Raw genomic sequence first — 16,001 nt, forward strand, 5'->3', positions numbered from 1 at the left:
AAAGTGCAGGACACATTATCACCGGGTTGTGAGTCAACAACTTCTAAGGTAACATTCAATTGAATGTATTAATTTAGTTAGAAGAGTTGCAATAAAAACAAATTATGCGTAAGAAGGAATATCATTTTGAATACGAGATTTTTGATTCTATTGATGATTTAAATAGTGAGGACCGCTGGCTACTGGAAGAAGCAAGGTCGGTAACGGAGAATGCTTATGCACCTTACTCAAATTTTCGTGTTTCAGCAGTGGCTAAACTTGAAAATGGCGAAATAGTAGCGGGCAGCAACCAGGAGAACGCAAGCTACCCCGCGGGGATCTGTGCAGAGCGGGTTCTATTGTCCTCAATCGCTACGCTATATCCTAATCAGCCTATACAAACGCTTGCAATAAGTTATGATAGCGATAATGGTCCAAGTGATCATCCCATTTCTCCTTGTGGGATCTGCAGGCAAAGTCTGCTGGAATATGAAGAAAGAGTGAAGCAACCCATCCGTCTTATTCTTGGCGGCATGGAAGGAGAGGTGTACATTATCAAGAATGCGGCTTGGCTTTTACCGCTTAGCTTTTCCAGCGATGACCTCAGATAGTGTTAGAGGAAAAATAAAACAGAAATTAAAATAGATTGTTTCGAAATAGAAGCTCCGAATAACTGAACTAATATGTCCCGAGTGTATTCTATTCAATGTGTTCAACATATCCCTGCTTCAATAGAAGATACCTGGAAATTTTTTAGTGATCCTTCCAACTTAAAGAAAATAACACCCGAAAAACTGGATTTTGTTGTCCACCGTGAAAACAACCAGAAACAAATGTATGCAGGACAGATCATTGAATATAAGATACGGCCACTGTTAGGCATTCCCGTATATTGGATGACTGAGATCACGCATATAAAAGAGCCTTGTTATTTTATCGATGAGCAACGCTATGGTCCTTATAGTTTCTGGCATCATCAGCATTTTTTTGAAGCGGTTGAGGACGGCGTAATAATGAAAGATCTTGTTCACTACAAAATACCTTTTTCATTTATTGGTGATATTGCTAACCAGCTTTTTGTGAGAAAACAGCTTAAAATGATCTTCTCTTTCCGATTTGCAATAATTGCAAATCTATTTGGTAACATAAAAAACAGCCAGCCGGAAATAGTAATGAGTTGATAATGTGCGTATTTAATCTTGCTTCAAATTATAATACCAGTGTCGACTATTCGATGCAATTGTGTCAGCTCTTGCAATTGTCAATTTTATTTGCAAATTTTATTCATGCATAAATGCTTCGGGTTAAGATGCCGGTGGTATGATTAAACAAAGTACTCCAATAAGTGAAGTAGCGGCATAGTTAATATTCTCGGTTCCGGCATTTTTTTGGACGGCCTGTTGTTGTGCCTTGTATAATCCCCAATTGTTCGTTTGAGCTCGTTTTTTATCCGTTGCGAAACTCCGTTTATTTTGTAAAAAAAAACTAATGGACTAGCGGAGTTTTGCTGGCCCTAGTTGATGTTTAAAATTTTCTTACTGAGTAGTATCATTTCAGTATCTCCCGTGTGTTTGCCTTTTTCGTCCGAAAGTTTAACTGTCGGGATCCAATGCATGTTCCGGGGCATTGCCTCCGTAAGTTTGATCACGATGTTCATTGGCGGCAAGCCAACATCGTTGGTAAGATTAGTACCTATGCCGAAAGATACGCCGATCTTTCCTTTGCAATAAGCCGCAATGTGCGCTACTTTCTCGTTGTTTAACGAGTCAGAAAAAATGATCGTTTTGTACTCCGGGTTTATGCCGCGTGAAAGATAGTGCCTGATTGTTTTGTCAGTGAATTCAATTGGGTCACCGCTATCGTGTCTTACACCATCGAACAGTTTCGAAAATTTCTTATCAAACTGTTCAAAAAATACATTGGTAGTGTAGGTGTCGGAGAGCGCAATGCCAAGATCACCCCTGTAAACATCAGCCCAATGCTCCAGTCCCATAGAGTTGGCCATCTGAAAGCCATAACGGGCAGCGTGAAACATAAACCATTCATGTGCATGCGTGCCAATTGGTTTGGTTTTGTGCAACATTGCCATATGTACATTGCTCGTACCTACAAAACTTGGGCGTCCATATTGAACCAGCGTGTTTATTACAATTCTTTGCACATGATATGAATGCCTGCGGCGTGTGCCAAAATCTGCAACAGTTACACCAATCTTATTGTAAGCGTCGAATTTTACTTTTGATATTTCTTCTACTTCCTGATCTGATACGCGTTGCAAACGGCTAATCTTGTAAAACAATTCGCTGATGAGAGAAAGCAACGGAACTTCCCATAAGATGGTGCGATACCAAAAACCTTCAATTGAAACTTTGAGATTGTTGCCGTGCTGTTCAATATGAACTTCAGAAGGATCGTATCGATAACCCTGTAAAAAGTCGAGATAAACGGGGTCGAGATAAGGGCAGTTATCCAGAAGAAATTTTTTTTCAGCATTTGTCAATTGAAGTCCTGCCATTGCATCGACAGATTCCCTCAGCGCTTTGCCAAACCCTTCCGGAAAAATATGTTGTCCCCTGTTGATGAATTGATACCTGGCTTTTGCATATGGAAACAGTTTGGTGACCGCATATTGCATCGTAAATTTATAGAAGTCATTATCCAGTATGGATATAAGGTTTGCTCCGGTAATCACATCCATTTATTCTGCTTTGAAAATAAATTTACTGCAAAATATGCTGGTTGTTAGTCGACACACATAAATAAAAAACTGCCTGTATTTACAGGCAGTTTTTTATTTATGTGTGTCCAGACCTTATGGGAGCTGTTATTGCTTATCCCACCAAACGGGGTCTTTTGTAGTAAGGCTCTGCTGAGGCTGAGGATTGGTGAGTATTGTTGTGTTTCCGTACGGCCATCTCCTTGGAATGTAGTTGACATATGCGTTTTGAGCTAATGTCAGTCTCGGAAATCCTGTGCGTCTCCAGTCATTATATGTTTCAATACTAAGGAAATCGGCAACATATTTTTCGGTGATGATTTGTTCAAGGCCATTCGCTGAAGTAAGAGGTCCCCTTGACGCTATATAAGCGCTTCCATCAACGCCAAGCATTTGCATATGCGCTGCAATAGCTGCCTGGTAAATGGGCGTAGCTGCTGCGGCGCCGCTTTTAATAAATGTCGCTTCTGCTTTAATGAACAGCTGTTCGGTATAAGTAGCGAGATAAAGATTAGCTCCCGCACCTGCTGAATTGCTTTCATCAAGCGGCAGATAACCTCCATAGAATGTATTTACCGATGAGAACGCGGTAGGATCAGGGCTTGCATCTTCTCCTGATTTTCTGCCTGTGTAAGAGCCATCATTGGCCTTAGCTGCTATAACAGGTAAACGCGGATCATTTCTTGATTTTAGCGAATCAACAAACGAAGCAGCCAATACAACGCCACCTGCACCGGGCAGCGTGTTCATGTACCATGGGTTTTCGGCACTGGGACTTCCGGGATAAGGAACAAATGCATTATCGTCGTTTGATGCAAATCCATTTGCAAGTGCGTTAAGTGCAGAATCGGCCTGGTTGCTTGCTGTGCGTCCCGGAGCTTTAGTGAGCCTCAAATAAAAACGGGCCTTAAGCATATACATGAACTTTTTCCATTTATCCATGTCTCCGCCATAAATGTAGTCGTCACTTCCCGGTACAACGCCGCTTGAAGGCTGATTGGCATAATAAATACCACTGTCAAGCAGGTTTTGAATACCGGCATATATTGCTTCCTGGTTGTCATACTTAGGCTTTAAGTACTTTTCAATTTGTAAGGCTTCGCTAAAGGGAATATCTCCCCATATATCAGTGGCGATAGCAAAATTAAAGGCAAGCAGCGCCTTACCTATTGCAGCATACTCATTGTGTCCTGCCGCTTCCGCCTGGAAAGTCAGATCCTTAAGATTTTCTAATGTGTTAGGATAGATATAGTAGCTCCAGGTATTGTCAACGTCTACCGGTGTTATGCGATACGTTTCTGCATTTGGAGGCGGCTGATTCAGCGATAATTGTTGCATCCAATACGCCGCGATAGTTCCGTTATATCCTCCCACCACGCTTGTTGCCATTGTCACTTCTACAGGTGAGAGTATTAATGCTTCAGAAACACTTGTTGGATGGTTCGGATCTTTATTTATATCCAGGAATTTTTTACAGCTTATAGTAGTTAAGCCCATGATGAATAGGGCTAAAGCTATATATGTCTTTTTCATCTAGTCAATTTTAGTGTTCTTAAAATGTGGCTTTCAAACCAACGATAAAATTCTTGCTGGTAGGTGTCATGAAATTAGCAAGGCCCTGGCCGTTACCACTACCGTTCAGGCTAACTTCAGGATCTGCGCCAAAGTAATTTTTGTGCAGGATGAAATTGGTGCCGGTTACGTTGATGGCTATTGATTTAAAGAATGAATTCTTCAATATTGAAGAACCCAAACGATAGCCCAGAGACACTTGTCTTAATTTCAAAAATGAGGCGTCAGAAACAGATGTCTCATCTGTAACTGAGTACAAATTCTGGTAAAAGATCTGGTCTGTTTTAACGGCTGCAGTATTTTCCTTGCCTGTGCTTTCAATTATGCCATTGAACACTTTAGTGCCGTTCCTGTTCTCTGTAACTTTTGATGTGCCATAGAAGTCAAGATAGTGCCCGTCAAGATTTAATATCTGTCCTCCCTGTTTCATATCAAGAACAAATGAAAAAGTGAAATTCTTATAAGTAAGATCACTTGTTAAGCCTCCAAGCCAATTGGGAGTAACGTTTCCTATTGGACCCAGATCATCGGCAAGCTGGGGATATCCATCATCATCAAGTAACAACCTTCCTCCATCGTTACGTTTGAAATGCGTACCGTAGATTACGCCATAGGGAGAGTTAGCAAAAGCAAAGATGCCCGGGTTGGTAAATCCGGCAAATTGCAGGAAAGTAATACCTGGGGCAAGGTTAAGCACATCATTTTTAATTTTAGTATAATTTATTCCGATGTTCCATGTAAGATCTTTTGTTCTGATAGGAGTTACGCCCAAAGTGACTTCAACGCCTTTGTTACGCATGCTGCCAGAGTTAAGTGAAGCGCCGGTGAATCCTGTCGCCGGCTCAATCGGAACTCCGCTAGTCAAAAGGTCTATACTCTTTTTATTGAAATAAGTTACATCAAGACTTACGCGACTGTCGAAAAATTTTGTTTCCAACCCAATTTCCAGTTCTTTTACTGTTTCATTTTTTAAAGGATAACCGTAGGTTGTTGTTAGCAGATAACCATTTTGGCCGGCAAATGGAAATGTGACATTTCCTACGCTGGCTTGTATGTAAGGATTTGTAAGCGAGTACGGTGCAACATTGTCGGCACCTACGACAGAATACGCAGCCCTTATTTTACCAAAGTTGAATATTTTGTTTTGTGACATACCCAATGCCTCTGTAAAAATAAAACCAGCGCTGACAGAGCCGTAGGGGTAGAATTGATTATTGACAGATAAAACAGATGAGCCATCGTACCTGCCAGTGAGGCTCAACGTAAGCATTTTTTTATATTCGGTATTTATCTGTCCATAAAAACCGACTTTTCTATTCTTGTAAGAACTATATGAAGATGTTACCGTGGTAGCATTTGATATGTTATAAAAACCGGGGACGCCTAAGCCAACACCCTGATCGAATTTGTTATCGTTGAAATTTGTAAGGATATTGTTCCCAAGCAGGATCTCGCCAAAAAAGTCGCTGCCAAAGTTTTTTCTTGCGTCAACAATAATGTCATTGTTGAATTGTTGATAAGTGATCGCACGGTTGTACACTCTACCTGTCGGATAACTGCCAACAGTTCCGATTGCTTCGTGATAATCTGTGGTATTGTAATACATATCACCTCCGAGTCTTTCTGTGATAGTAAGCCAGGATGTTGGGCTGTACGAAAGATTTACCACCGGAATAATACGATCCACTTTATCAAGAAGGCCAGTGTTTTCTAATAACCAATAAGGATTGTTACGCGCTGCACGATAAATATTTTGCGAACCATCAGCTCGTGTGCTGGGTTTGGGGTTCCATGAAATCGGAGAACCAAGTACCGTCCATAAAGGCGCTTCGAGGCTGTTACCATCCAGCGTACGGTTATTATCAGCGTGTATATAGTTGAACTGAGTTGTCAGGTTTACTTTATTACCCAGCTTCGTATCATATTTTGCAAAAAAGGCATTTCGTATATAATTCGTGGTTGGAGTAATACCGTCGTTCCTCAAAAAAGAATAGGAAGCAAGATAGTTAGACCGATCATTAGAACCAGACACGCTTACATTGTTGTCTGTTACATGGCCGGTTCTATAAAACTCTTTTAGCTGGTTATGTTTGGGAACAGGTTGTCCATTAACTCTTAATGTGTCAATCTCAGGTCCCCAGGAAGCACTTCCGAGCTGGCCATTGTTGCCATCTACATAGCGTCCGCCGCTTCCCTGTGCCCATGTGCTTTGCAACTCAGGCAATAAAGCTTTGGAAACAGTATAGCTACTACTTACAGATACGGTGGGCTTGCCTGATTTTCCACTTTTTCCATTTTTTGTTGTGATGATAACCGCACCCCGGGAAGCACTTGAGCCATAAATAGCTGTAGCAGCTGCTCCTTTTAATACATTTACACTTTCTATGATGTTGGGGTCTATGTCAATTCCCCTGTTAGATGTTCCTCCTGCACCCAAAGCTCCATCGGGATTGCCTGCTTCACTATTATCCATCGGAATGCCATCGATAACAAACAACGCTCCGTTGTTACCGAGCAGTGTACTGTTTCCCCTGATGATAATTTGTGATGAACTGCCAGGCTGACCGGTAGAATTAGTGATCTGGACGCCTGCCACTTTGCCGGACAGGCCGTTAACAATATTTTCCTGTTTTGCGTCAACCAATGCAGATCCTTTTACTTCCTGCGTAGTATAGTTGAGCATTCGTTTTTCCCGCTTAATACCCAGCGCCGTTACTACAACTTCTGAAAGATCTCCGGTTTGATTGGTTAATGTAATTGAGGAAGCCTGTGAAGCGCTTACCGTAACTTTTCCATACCCTATAGCACTAATGATAAGGTGCCCGCCTTCTTTAACGTTGATGGTAAAGTTTCCGTTGTCATCTGCTGTTACGGCATTCTTTGTGCCTTGTTCCTGAATTGTAGCAAATGGCACTGGAAGACCTTTTTCATCCTTGACCTGGCCGCTGATCTTCTGGTTCTGCGCGAATACAGAAATAGCAAAAAATAGCCCAATAAGCATCAGCATACTGGGCAAAAGCTTAAGCTGTTTTCTCATAAGTAAGTTTTAGTTCTAAAAAAATAGACTTGACGTTTGAGCAGTAGGGGTAAACGGTTACAACCGGCAACAACATAGCTGCGCATGCGCACTTGTGTTTTGCGATTGTTTTGGTAGTTGTTTATGTGAATGTTTTGTTACGGGGGAGATATAACTCTTTTCATAGCATGTTTAGTTTTTTCTTATGTGTACTTTGACTACAATTCCGGTACGGATTTTTTGCAATCAAGTACTTAAAATAATGAAAAATTAAATGCAAAAAAAATATTTTACGAAGCAGCGTATTGGTCAGCTTATAAAGTCGATTCATGGCTGCTCTGCGTCAAATAAAAGATTGAGATAAAAAGATCGAATTTATACATGAGCCATTTATCAGGTCACAGGCCTGTTTTATTTCTAACGGATATTGTTGGAAAAATGCCATTTGTTTTGTAAATTTTTCGTGTTTGTCAGAAGTGAACATAAAAACATATTCCTTCATAATGCGGGTAAGCATTATCCGGTAAAGAAGTCTTATGATTGAACATCTGCCCTTATATATCGCGCTTGTATTTGGCTTGACAACCATGTTAACCCTATTGCTGGTATATTGGACGATGCGCAATTCGGCACTGCATGCAACAAAACATAAAGCCGTTACCGTTACTATTTTAATAACGTTCTGGCTGATCATTCAGGCAGTAATTTCCTTAAGAAATATTTACAGCGAAAGTACAGACGCAATGCCTCCCAGGCTCTTTCTTTTTGGCGTGTTGCCCGCACTCATCACTATTGCATTATTGTTTATAACAAGCGGAGGAAGACGTTTTGTTGATAGCCTCCCTTTAAAAAATATTACTTATTTGAATATTGTCCGCATACCAGTTGAAGTGGTGCTTTTTTGGCTGTTTGTCAACAAGGCCGTTCCTAAACTTATGACATTTGAAGGCCGTAATTTTGATATCCTTTCGGGAATTACAGCGCCTTTTGTAGCTTATTTCGGATTCACAAAACAGACGCTCGGCAGGCGTGTTGTGTTGATATGGAATTTTATTTGTCTTGCCCTATTAATGAACGTTGTTGTGCATGCCCTTCTGTCTGTTCCCACGCCTATTCAGAGACTGGCTTTTGATCAGCCGAACATTGCGGTGTTACATTTTCCTTTTGTGTGGTTGCCGGTTTTTATTGTACCGGTTGTGTTGTTTGGTCACCTGGTATCTATCCGCCAACTAGCAAGAAACAACTCTTAAACATACAATCAAATCCTGCAAATACCTGGCTTATGAAAAAAACATTCTTGCTCTGTACTATAGCTGTCTTCCTGATGGCTTTTGTAAACAGGTACATGATACAAGGCAAAACTGCAAATGCGAGATTCAATGCGGAACAATTTAAGCGTAAGTATTCTGTTAGCTGTGCCGCCCGTATATCTGCTGAAGAGCTGGATGATCCGGCTAATTCGATACCCTTATTAGAAGGATGGGGCAATTATGTTATGCCCGTTACCGCGGTAAATGATAGCGCGCGGATTTACTTTGAACAGGGCATTAACATGTACTATGGGTTTCACATTATAGAGTCGCTGGCATCTTTTGATAAGGCCGTTAAGTTTGACAGCGGCTTTGCTATGGGGTATTGGGGTAAGGCGCTTGCTTATGGACCGAATATCAATGATTATGGTTATGCGGCTTCTTCGGATGCGCTTGTTGCCTCCGGAAAAGCCAAACTACTTGCGAATAATTGTACTCCCGTTGAAAAAGCGCTTATAAATGCGATGCAAATACGTTATTCGGCGGATTCTATGCAAAGCAGGGAAAAACTGAACAAAGAATACGCAGACGCAATGAAAGCCGTATATGAAAATTTTCCAGAAAGCAATGATGCCGCCGTTTTGTATGCAGATGCTTTGATGCTGCTGCATCCGTGGGATTTGTATGACCTGGCTGGTGATCCAAAGAAATGGACGCCTGCAATAGTAGATGTGCTTGAAAAAATTATAAAGAAAAATCCGGCGCATCCCGGTGCTTCTCACTATTATATTCATGCGGTAGAAGCTTCTAAGCATCCGGAAAAAGCTTTAAATGTTGCAGGCAAATTGCCTGAGCTGATGCCGGGCGTTTCTCATATTGTTCATATGCCTGCGCATATCTACATACGTACCGGCAACTACAGCAAGGGTGCTGAATTAAACATGAAGGCTGTGGAAGGCTATAAAAATTACCTTTCCGTTTATCCTGCTGTTGTCAATAATGCTCCATTGTATCTTGTTCATAATCTCCACATGGAAGCAACCTGTGCCAATATGGATGGGCGGTTTGCTTATGCTGCGAAGGTTTCAGAAGATTGTAAGAACAGCTTTGATAGCAGCTGGTTAAGTATGCCCGATTTTCCGGGCATATTTGTGCAGTATGTTTATATGATGCCCTATTTCACACAGATCCGTTTTGGAAAATGGGATGACATTTTGCAGGCCCCGGAACTGCCTTCTGCTTATGTGTATGCAAATCTGATATGGCATTATGGAAGAGGACTTGCTTTTGCCCGCAAGCATGATTTTGAAAAAGCCCAGGCGGAACTTGCAGCGTTGTGGCAGTTCTTAACAAACAATCAGTTGAAAGCACCGGCCCCAACTTATTCGAATCCCGGCATCAATGGCTCTAAAGTTGCTGAAAAGATATTAATGGGTGTGATTGCCGAAGAACAGCAGAACTATGATAAAGCCGTCACCTTTCTTACTGAAGCAGTCAGCGGGGAGGATGCCATGATTTACGATGAGCCGAAAGACTGGCCGCACCCTGCAAGGCAATACCTGGGAAATGTATTGTTGAAAGCCGGTAAATTCTCTGATGCTGAACGTGTTTTCAAGAAAGACCTGGAGCTCAATCCCAATAACGGATGGTCACTTACCGGGTTAAAAGATGCGCTTGCCAAACAAGGAAAAACCAAAGACGCTGCTGCTGTAAGTGAAGCACTAAGTAAAGCATTTGTGAACAGTGATACAAAAATTAGTTCGGCAGTATTTTAAGCCTGTTTACGTCGATCTTTTTTCTTTCGTTTTTGTTTCCAATGAGGGTGTGAGTGTTTCTTGCAGATGTTGGCATGCTGTAAAAGCAACATGTACACATGCGTACATTTATTTTAAGGCGGAATAAGCTTGGGCTAAAGCAATTTCCATGTATGAAAGATTGATACTCTTTTAATTTTAAAAACAGATGAATTACTCCAATGCAATTGTTGAAGATTTAATGCGTCAGTTTAAAAACGTTATAGGCAAAGACTTTGAAAAATACCGGAATCATGTCTATCGCGTTTTTATTAATTGCCTGTTACTCGATAATGAGAAAACCAATGAAGAAAAATATTCCATTGCTGCAGTATTGCATGATATAGGTATCTGGACGAATAATACGATCGATTATATAGATCCGTCTGTAATCCGGGCAAGACAATATTTAACATCGGTTGGTAAAGATGAATGGGCTGAAGAGATAACGCAGATGATTTATTGGCACCACAAAATAAAATGCTACAACGGTGATTATAAACAGACGGTAGAAACGTTCCGCCGTGCGGATCTGATGGATGTTTCTTTGGGCTTGTTCAAATTTGGAAACAATCATAACACTTTAAAAGATTCAAAAAAACAATTCCCCAATAAAGGCTTTCATGTGTTTCTTCTTAAAAAGCTGGGCGTAAACTTTATCAGGCATCCGCTTAATCCATTGCCCATGTTTAAGAGATAATGCGTTTTTTATCCTGAAATATTTTATCGTATTGTAAAGAGGCTCATTTATCAATAAAAGAATCAATCATAATGTGGATCAAATGAAGGAGGTCAGGGTAATTTTAAAAATAAAAAAGCTTCCGTTGCCGGAAGCTTGAAGACGAGCATTAATGCTCAATTTGAGGGATTATCCTATCGACCATCGGTGCCACCGATATATGCGTTTTTAGCGTAATCAACAGTTTTCTTTTGCCAGCTTTCCCTGTCATAAGTAAAGTTGGTAACGGTACCCGGTATTGCTGCCTTTGCGCCGTTGTTTGTACCATTGATTACGTATAATGCGTTTTTGCCTTTGACAGATGTTGTTTGCTTAACACTTGCATTTTCCAGTAACAGCTTTTTAGGCGGCAGGTTAAAGCCGCGGTCGTACCTGTTGTCCACAATTATGCCGTATGATTTTGCAGAAAGTGAAACATCCTGCAATGCAACATTGCTGACATGTGTGTCGCCATTGGAGAACAATGTAAGACCCGCGCCGGTACTCTTATTTACAGAAAGATTTTTAAACCTGCCGGTTGTGGCATCCTGTATTGCAATGCCGCTCATCTGGCTTTCTTTGTTTTCAGTTCCGGCATTTATTACAGTAATACCGTCAACATTGCAATCTTGTGCATTGGTTACCTGGAAGCCATCCCATCCTGTGTTTTCCGCTCTGCAGTTTTTAACAGTTAAACCGATTATGGGGCTGTTCTTAAATCCATTCTGATAGTCTGATGTATTTCCGATATAATAGCCTTCGTTTGTACAATTCTTAACCGATATGTTTGCTATTGAAATATTTTTAATAACCGCTTTTGGATAATAGCTGTCCGGATTGTCAGCCATGGCATCATTCTTTAACATGAAACCGATAGCTGCGCCATCAACATTCACGTTTTGAAAAGCAATGTCTGAACAATAGTAAGCTCTGATTCCAATTGCGGTAGGAGCACCCTTGATGTTAATATTAACTACTTTAACAAAAGAGCCTTTTATATCAAAAGAAGTGCGATCGTGGCCGCCAATTACAACATCTCTTTCAGCAGTAACAATCACAGGCTTTTCTTTAGTGCCGTTAACATTGTACAGGGCCACGCGCATAACGCTCTGTGGTATAACCAGGGTGTCACCTGGTTCATAGCTTATGGCGCCAGCATCTTTTATATATACTGATGATCCGTTTAAAGGAAGATTAATTTTTTTACCGGTAAATTGGGGAGGAGTATTTTCTGTTTCAGTTTCCTCACGCTCTGTGGGCGATGTCGGTGCAACAACATCATTAGACTTAGAGCAGCTAATCAATAGCATGGTACCACACAGTAGTAACCCTACAATGGTTTTGATCATGGATATTGTTTTTTAGAAAATTGGATTTACTCAAAGAGGGCAATTAAAATATAACTGTATCCCTTTTTTCGTGGCGCAAAGTTATTACCTGGCAATCGATTTTTTTTGTTAAATGGCATTAAATTTCTATAAAGAATAATTAATATTTGACAGGAAAAATGGATTTAGTTTAACTGTAAAAAAATAATTTAATGCTTTTGTAAATGGTAATCATCATCAATTTTCAATTTCAATAAATAAAAAGGCCCGAAGCGCAGGCATGGGGAATCCTGCCTTCGGGCGTCGGTTTTTAACCAGGTTTTTCATCAGGACTTATAATAATTCCTCTTTGCCTGGTCGATGGCATTTTCCCTGTCATTTCTGAAGTTCCGGATCATTTGTCTCCTTTCTTTACCGCTAAGTGTGTTATCCATTCTTACAGATTTTATCTTGTCGGCGTAGTCATTCCTGATATCTGCAATTTGCATATCAAGTTTGGAAGGCCTGTTATAATAATAAGGTTGGTTCCAGTAAAATGGAGAATATAATCCAAAACCGGCATAAGGGTAATAGTAGTATGGGGCATATCCAAAGCCACCATGCACTATTACAGTCCTTCCGCCGTAGTGTGGGGCTGCATGGCCGTTAAATGCAGCAAATGAAGTGGAAACAATGCCAGTCATCAATAAGGCCGCCAGTAACTTTTTCATAAAATGCTTTTAATCCATAGACTACAGCCAAATTCAAAAGTTACGAAACCAACACTATTATAACTATTCTGTAACGATTGGCACAATGAAATACCACACAACACTGTTGTGCACGTAAAGAATCCTGATTATTCTTTAAATAATACTGGCTTTTTGTTCGATGGGAATATCAAACCAGAAAATGGAACCTTCTGCCGGGCTGCTTTCTACATAGAGATGACCATTGTGACGATGAATAATTTCTTTGCAGATATAAAGGCCGATTCCCAGGCCGGGTTGGTTTGCCTGATCTTCTACACGATAAAATCTGGAAAAAATATGCTCCTGTAATTCTTCTTTTATGCCTATTCCAAAGTCCCGGATTGCCAATATGGCCCGGTGGTCTTCCTTATGTGTCTCGACTTTTACAACGTTGGCCCTGGGAGAATATTTTACTGCATTGCTAAGCAGATTGATGATGACCTGTTCTATTCGTTGTTTGTCTGCATAAACAAACAGATCATCCTGTTTAAAATTCAGCTCAATTGTATGGGATTTAACAGAATATTGAAATTGAGTTACAACCTCCCTGGTTAGTTGAACAAGATCAAAATGCGTAAAAGACAATGGCAGCTTACCACCTTCCAGCTTAGATACGTCCAGCAGGTCAGAAACAAGGTTAGATAGCTTCTTCACTTGTTTCAGGGCGATCTTTATAAAGTCTTTATTCTGATCATCAGTTTCAAGTGAAGAATCAATCAATTGAAGAAAACCGTTAAGGCTTGTGATAGGTGTTTTCAATTCATGGCTGGCCTGGCTAATAAACTCATCTTTCTTTTCACTTAGTTGTCTTACCTCCTCATAAAGTTTTGCATTGTCCAGGGCGATGGCTGCCTGCACAGCAATTGCTGAAACAAGATCTTCATGTTCTTTGGTAAACTTTCCTGGTTGGGGATGGCCGTAAAACAGTCCTCCAATTACAGTGCCGTCCTTTGAAACAACAGGCACAGCCAGGTAACTTACAACCGGCAGATGTCCTTTCGGCATTCCGTAGTAGGGCGCATTTTTGCCGTAACGTTCATCTTTTCTAATGTCATCAACCCGTATAATGCCTTCACCTGCAAAAGTTGGTTTAAAGATGTCGGTATTGCGTGGCATTCCTAATTTCTCAAAGACTTCTTTTGGAGCCCCGCTTAAAGTGTACAGCATGTACGCTTCATTATTGTTGTCTGTAGTGTTGTAAAAGAATGCGCCAAATTCAGCACCGGTTAATTGAGTGGTGGCATCCGTTACATTCTGGAGAATTTTATCTATATCCAACGTCTGGGAAATAAGCTTTCCCAGGTTATTCATCGTTTCCAGGTTGCCGGCATTTTGCAATAAGGTTTTTTCCGCATCTTTTTGCCTGCTGATATCCCGCGCAATTTTTGAAGCACCAATGACGGTACCGTTCTTGTCCTTGATGGGAGAAATGGTGAGTGATACAGGAATAAGTGAACCGCTTTTTGTAAGTCGCATTGTTTCGAAATGTTCAACACGTTCATTGTTTCTTATCTTGCTTAGAATCATCAATTCATCATTCCGGTAATCCGAAGGAATTATAGTAACAATTGGTTTCCCTATCATTTCTGCCTCAGTATATCCAAACATCCTTTCCGCTCCAATATTCCAGCTGGTGATTATGCCGTTCAGGTTCTTACTTATAATAGCGTCATCAGAAGATTCAATAATAGCGGCGAGCATGGCTTGTTTTGCTTCGCCTTTACGTTGCTCGGTCACATCGACTAAAGTACTTACAACATGGGTCAGTTTGTGTTCCACATCATACACAGGCATGGAATGCATTTGTATGTTTAGTTTCTCGCCATCAGGTCTTTCTATAATCACTTCTTCATTATCGAAGGCCACTTCCTGTTTTATTGCCATTGCTACAGGTGAACAGGCAGGTTCGATGGTATCTCCATTTGGGGACATTAGTTTAAATGCCCCACACCATTGATCATGCCCTGTAGCTGGTGTCCTTCCCCACAGCTTTGCGGCTGCTGCATTATAGTAAACGATGCGTCCTGAATTGTCACAAACATAAATGGCAATCGCTAAATGGTCCATAAAATGCATCACCGAAGTAATATCAGATGCTTTATCCAAAGAATCAGACAAGTAATTAAGATGAGTGGACTGTATCATGTGGGTATCCAATAACAACTTATTTTACATTGAAAATACTAACTGTTATTCTTATAGAGATATTTTTTATTATATTCAGATCTTTTGTTGGCACATTAAATGGTCAGATAGCTGATGATACTTAAATGAAGGCGCCCCTCCGGTATACCGGAACGACGCCTTTTTCAACCATTGCTGCAAAATCATTATACTGTGTGCGCATCGCGAAGTGCTTTTACTTCATCATGAGCCTGCTTTAGTTCGGTCTGTTGCGACTGAATAAGCGTGCGAATATTGGAAGGAAGTTCTTCCTTCAATGCATGCCTGTATGCTTTTTGCACGTTATCTTCTCCAAATTCAGCGTTGCTTAATATAGCGTGGTCATTGTTTCCTGCAAATGCTGACTTAATATCCATCCACATACGGTACAGTTTGCCGCCGGTTGTTGTATCCGTGGCGATGGTACCTTTAAGAACTTGTATTTCAGTACCCAGGGCTGATTTGCATTTGTGGCTTTGTTGTATATAGTTAAGAAAACTCGGTTTAAGGTCCTCATCTTCAGGTCGCAGTTCCTTCAATGCCTTTTCGTACCCCGCTATACGGTCGTTATGAATTTGAACAAGATCATTCAATGTTTCAATTACATGGTCGTTTGTCATAACACTTGTTTTTCGATTATAAAAGTGGTTCGCTATTTCTTTGAAACAAACAAAAGGCCAAGACGATTCACAGATGTAATTCATATAGCATAACAGTCCGGAACAGATGATTTAC

The 16,001-nt window shown here is 40.7% G+C and carries 12 protein-coding genes; 5 read left to right on the forward strand and 7 right to left on the reverse strand.

Translation table 11 applies throughout. The annotated features are described in order from the left end of the window. The first annotated feature begins 104 nt into the window (after nt 1-104). Nucleotides 105-590, forward strand: coding sequence for a cytidine deaminase (locus QTN47_RS18320; protein ID WP_369330860.1), 486 nt, complete (start codon nt 105-107; stop codon nt 588-590). 72 nt (nt 591-662) lie between these two features. Then, on the forward strand, nt 663-1,160 hold the full coding sequence (locus QTN47_RS18325) for an SRPBCC family protein (protein ID WP_369330861.1): 498 nt from the start codon (nt 663-665) through the stop codon (nt 1,158-1,160). A gap of 332 nt (nt 1,161-1,492) precedes the next feature. Here QTN47_RS18325 and pncB read toward each other — a convergent pair whose 3' ends face one another. From pncB to QTN47_RS18340, 3 genes are all read right to left on the reverse strand, one after another. Continuing rightward, a complete protein-coding gene (pncB, locus tag QTN47_RS18330; protein ID WP_369330862.1) occupies nt 1,493-2,677 on the reverse strand; it encodes a nicotinate phosphoribosyltransferase in 1,185 nt (394 codons plus the stop codon). 126 nt (nt 2,678-2,803) lie between these two features. Beyond that, nucleotides 2,804-4,228, reverse strand: a complete 1,425-nt coding sequence (locus tag QTN47_RS18335) for a SusD/RagB family nutrient-binding outer membrane lipoprotein (RefSeq protein WP_369330863.1) — start codon at nt 4,226-4,228, stop codon at nt 2,804-2,806. Between the two features lie 19 nt (nt 4,229-4,247). Beyond that, entirely contained in the window at nt 4,248-7,304 is a 3,057-nt protein-coding gene (locus QTN47_RS18340; RefSeq protein WP_369330864.1) for a SusC/RagA family TonB-linked outer membrane protein, read from the reverse strand. Between the two features lie 515 nt (nt 7,305-7,819). Here QTN47_RS18340 and QTN47_RS18345 point away from each other — a divergent pair. The 3 genes from QTN47_RS18345 to QTN47_RS18355 all read left to right on the forward strand — a co-directional run bounded on the left by QTN47_RS18345 (nt 7,820) and on the right by QTN47_RS18355 (nt 11,026). Next, nucleotides 7,820-8,533 (forward strand): DUF8737 domain-containing protein, encoded by a 714-nt coding sequence (locus QTN47_RS18345; protein ID WP_369330865.1) that lies wholly within the window; start codon nt 7,820-7,822, stop codon nt 8,531-8,533. Between the two features lie 32 nt (nt 8,534-8,565). Further along, nucleotides 8,566-10,308, forward strand: a complete 1,743-nt coding sequence (locus QTN47_RS18350; RefSeq protein ID WP_369330866.1) for a tetratricopeptide repeat protein — start codon at nt 8,566-8,568, stop codon at nt 10,306-10,308. A 187-nt stretch (nt 10,309-10,495) separates the two neighbouring features. After that, nucleotides 10,496-11,026 carry an HD domain-containing protein gene (locus QTN47_RS18355; protein WP_369330867.1) on the forward strand — a complete coding sequence of 177 codons (531 nt, stop codon included), beginning with the start codon at nt 10,496-10,498 and terminating at the stop codon, nt 11,024-11,026. A gap of 173 nt (nt 11,027-11,199) precedes the next feature. Here QTN47_RS18355 and QTN47_RS18360 read toward each other — a convergent pair whose 3' ends face one another. The 4 genes from QTN47_RS18360 to QTN47_RS18375 form a co-directional block, all read right to left on the reverse strand. After that, nucleotides 11,200-12,393 (reverse strand): hypothetical protein, encoded by a 1,194-nt coding sequence (locus QTN47_RS18360; protein ID WP_369330868.1) that lies wholly within the window; start codon nt 12,391-12,393, stop codon nt 11,200-11,202. Between the two features lie 305 nt (nt 12,394-12,698). Next, nucleotides 12,699-13,082 carry a hypothetical protein gene (locus QTN47_RS18365; RefSeq protein ID WP_369330869.1) on the reverse strand — a complete coding sequence of 128 codons (384 nt, stop codon included), beginning with the start codon at nt 13,080-13,082 and terminating at the stop codon, nt 12,699-12,701. Between the two features lie 135 nt (nt 13,083-13,217). Continuing rightward, nucleotides 13,218-15,248, reverse strand: a complete 2,031-nt coding sequence (locus tag QTN47_RS18370; RefSeq protein ID WP_369330870.1) for a PAS domain S-box protein — start codon at nt 15,246-15,248, stop codon at nt 13,218-13,220. A gap of 185 nt (nt 15,249-15,433) precedes the next feature. Then, the gene (locus QTN47_RS18375; RefSeq protein ID WP_369330871.1) at nt 15,434-15,886 is read right to left on the reverse strand and encodes a ferritin-like domain-containing protein; all 453 of its coding nucleotides are present in this window, start codon (nt 15,884-15,886) and stop codon (nt 15,434-15,436) included. Nucleotides 15,887-16,001: the final 115 nt, after the last annotated feature.

The sequence above is a fragment of the Danxiaibacter flavus genome, from assembly GCF_041060425.1.
Lineage (GTDB): Bacteria > Bacteroidota > Bacteroidia > Chitinophagales > Chitinophagaceae > Danxiaibacter > Danxiaibacter flavus.

Bases quoted from the DNA above. Each gene is read 5' to 3' on its own strand.
- QTN47_RS18320 (WP_369330860.1), top strand. From the start codon at position 105: ATGCGTAAGAAGGAATATCATTTTGAATACGAGATTTTTGATTCTATT.
- QTN47_RS18365 (WP_369330869.1), bottom strand. From the start codon at position 13,082: ATGAAAAAGTTACTGGCGGCCTTATTGATGACTGGCATTGTTTCCACT.
- pncB (WP_369330862.1), bottom strand. From the start codon at position 2,677: ATGGATGTGATTACCGGAGCAAACCTTATATCCATACTGGATAATGAC.
- QTN47_RS18375 (WP_369330871.1), bottom strand. From the start codon at position 15,886: ATGACAAACGACCATGTAATTGAAACATTGAATGATCTTGTTCAAATT.
- QTN47_RS18325 (WP_369330861.1), top strand. From the start codon at position 663: ATGTCCCGAGTGTATTCTATTCAATGTGTTCAACATATCCCTGCTTCA.
- QTN47_RS18335 (WP_369330863.1), bottom strand. From the start codon at position 4,228: ATGAAAAAGACATATATAGCTTTAGCCCTATTCATCATGGGCTTAACT.
- QTN47_RS18350 (WP_369330866.1), top strand. From the start codon at position 8,566: ATGAAAAAAACATTCTTGCTCTGTACTATAGCTGTCTTCCTGATGGCT.
- QTN47_RS18340 (WP_369330864.1), bottom strand. From the start codon at position 7,304: ATGAGAAAACAGCTTAAGCTTTTGCCCAGTATGCTGATGCTTATTGGG.
- QTN47_RS18355 (WP_369330867.1), top strand. From the start codon at position 10,496: ATGAATTACTCCAATGCAATTGTTGAAGATTTAATGCGTCAGTTTAAA.
- QTN47_RS18345 (WP_369330865.1), top strand. From the start codon at position 7,820: ATGATTGAACATCTGCCCTTATATATCGCGCTTGTATTTGGCTTGACA.
- QTN47_RS18370 (WP_369330870.1), bottom strand. From the start codon at position 15,248: ATGATACAGTCCACTCATCTTAATTACTTGTCTGATTCTTTGGATAAA.
- QTN47_RS18360 (WP_369330868.1), bottom strand. From the start codon at position 12,393: ATGATCAAAACCATTGTAGGGTTACTACTGTGTGGTACCATGCTATTG.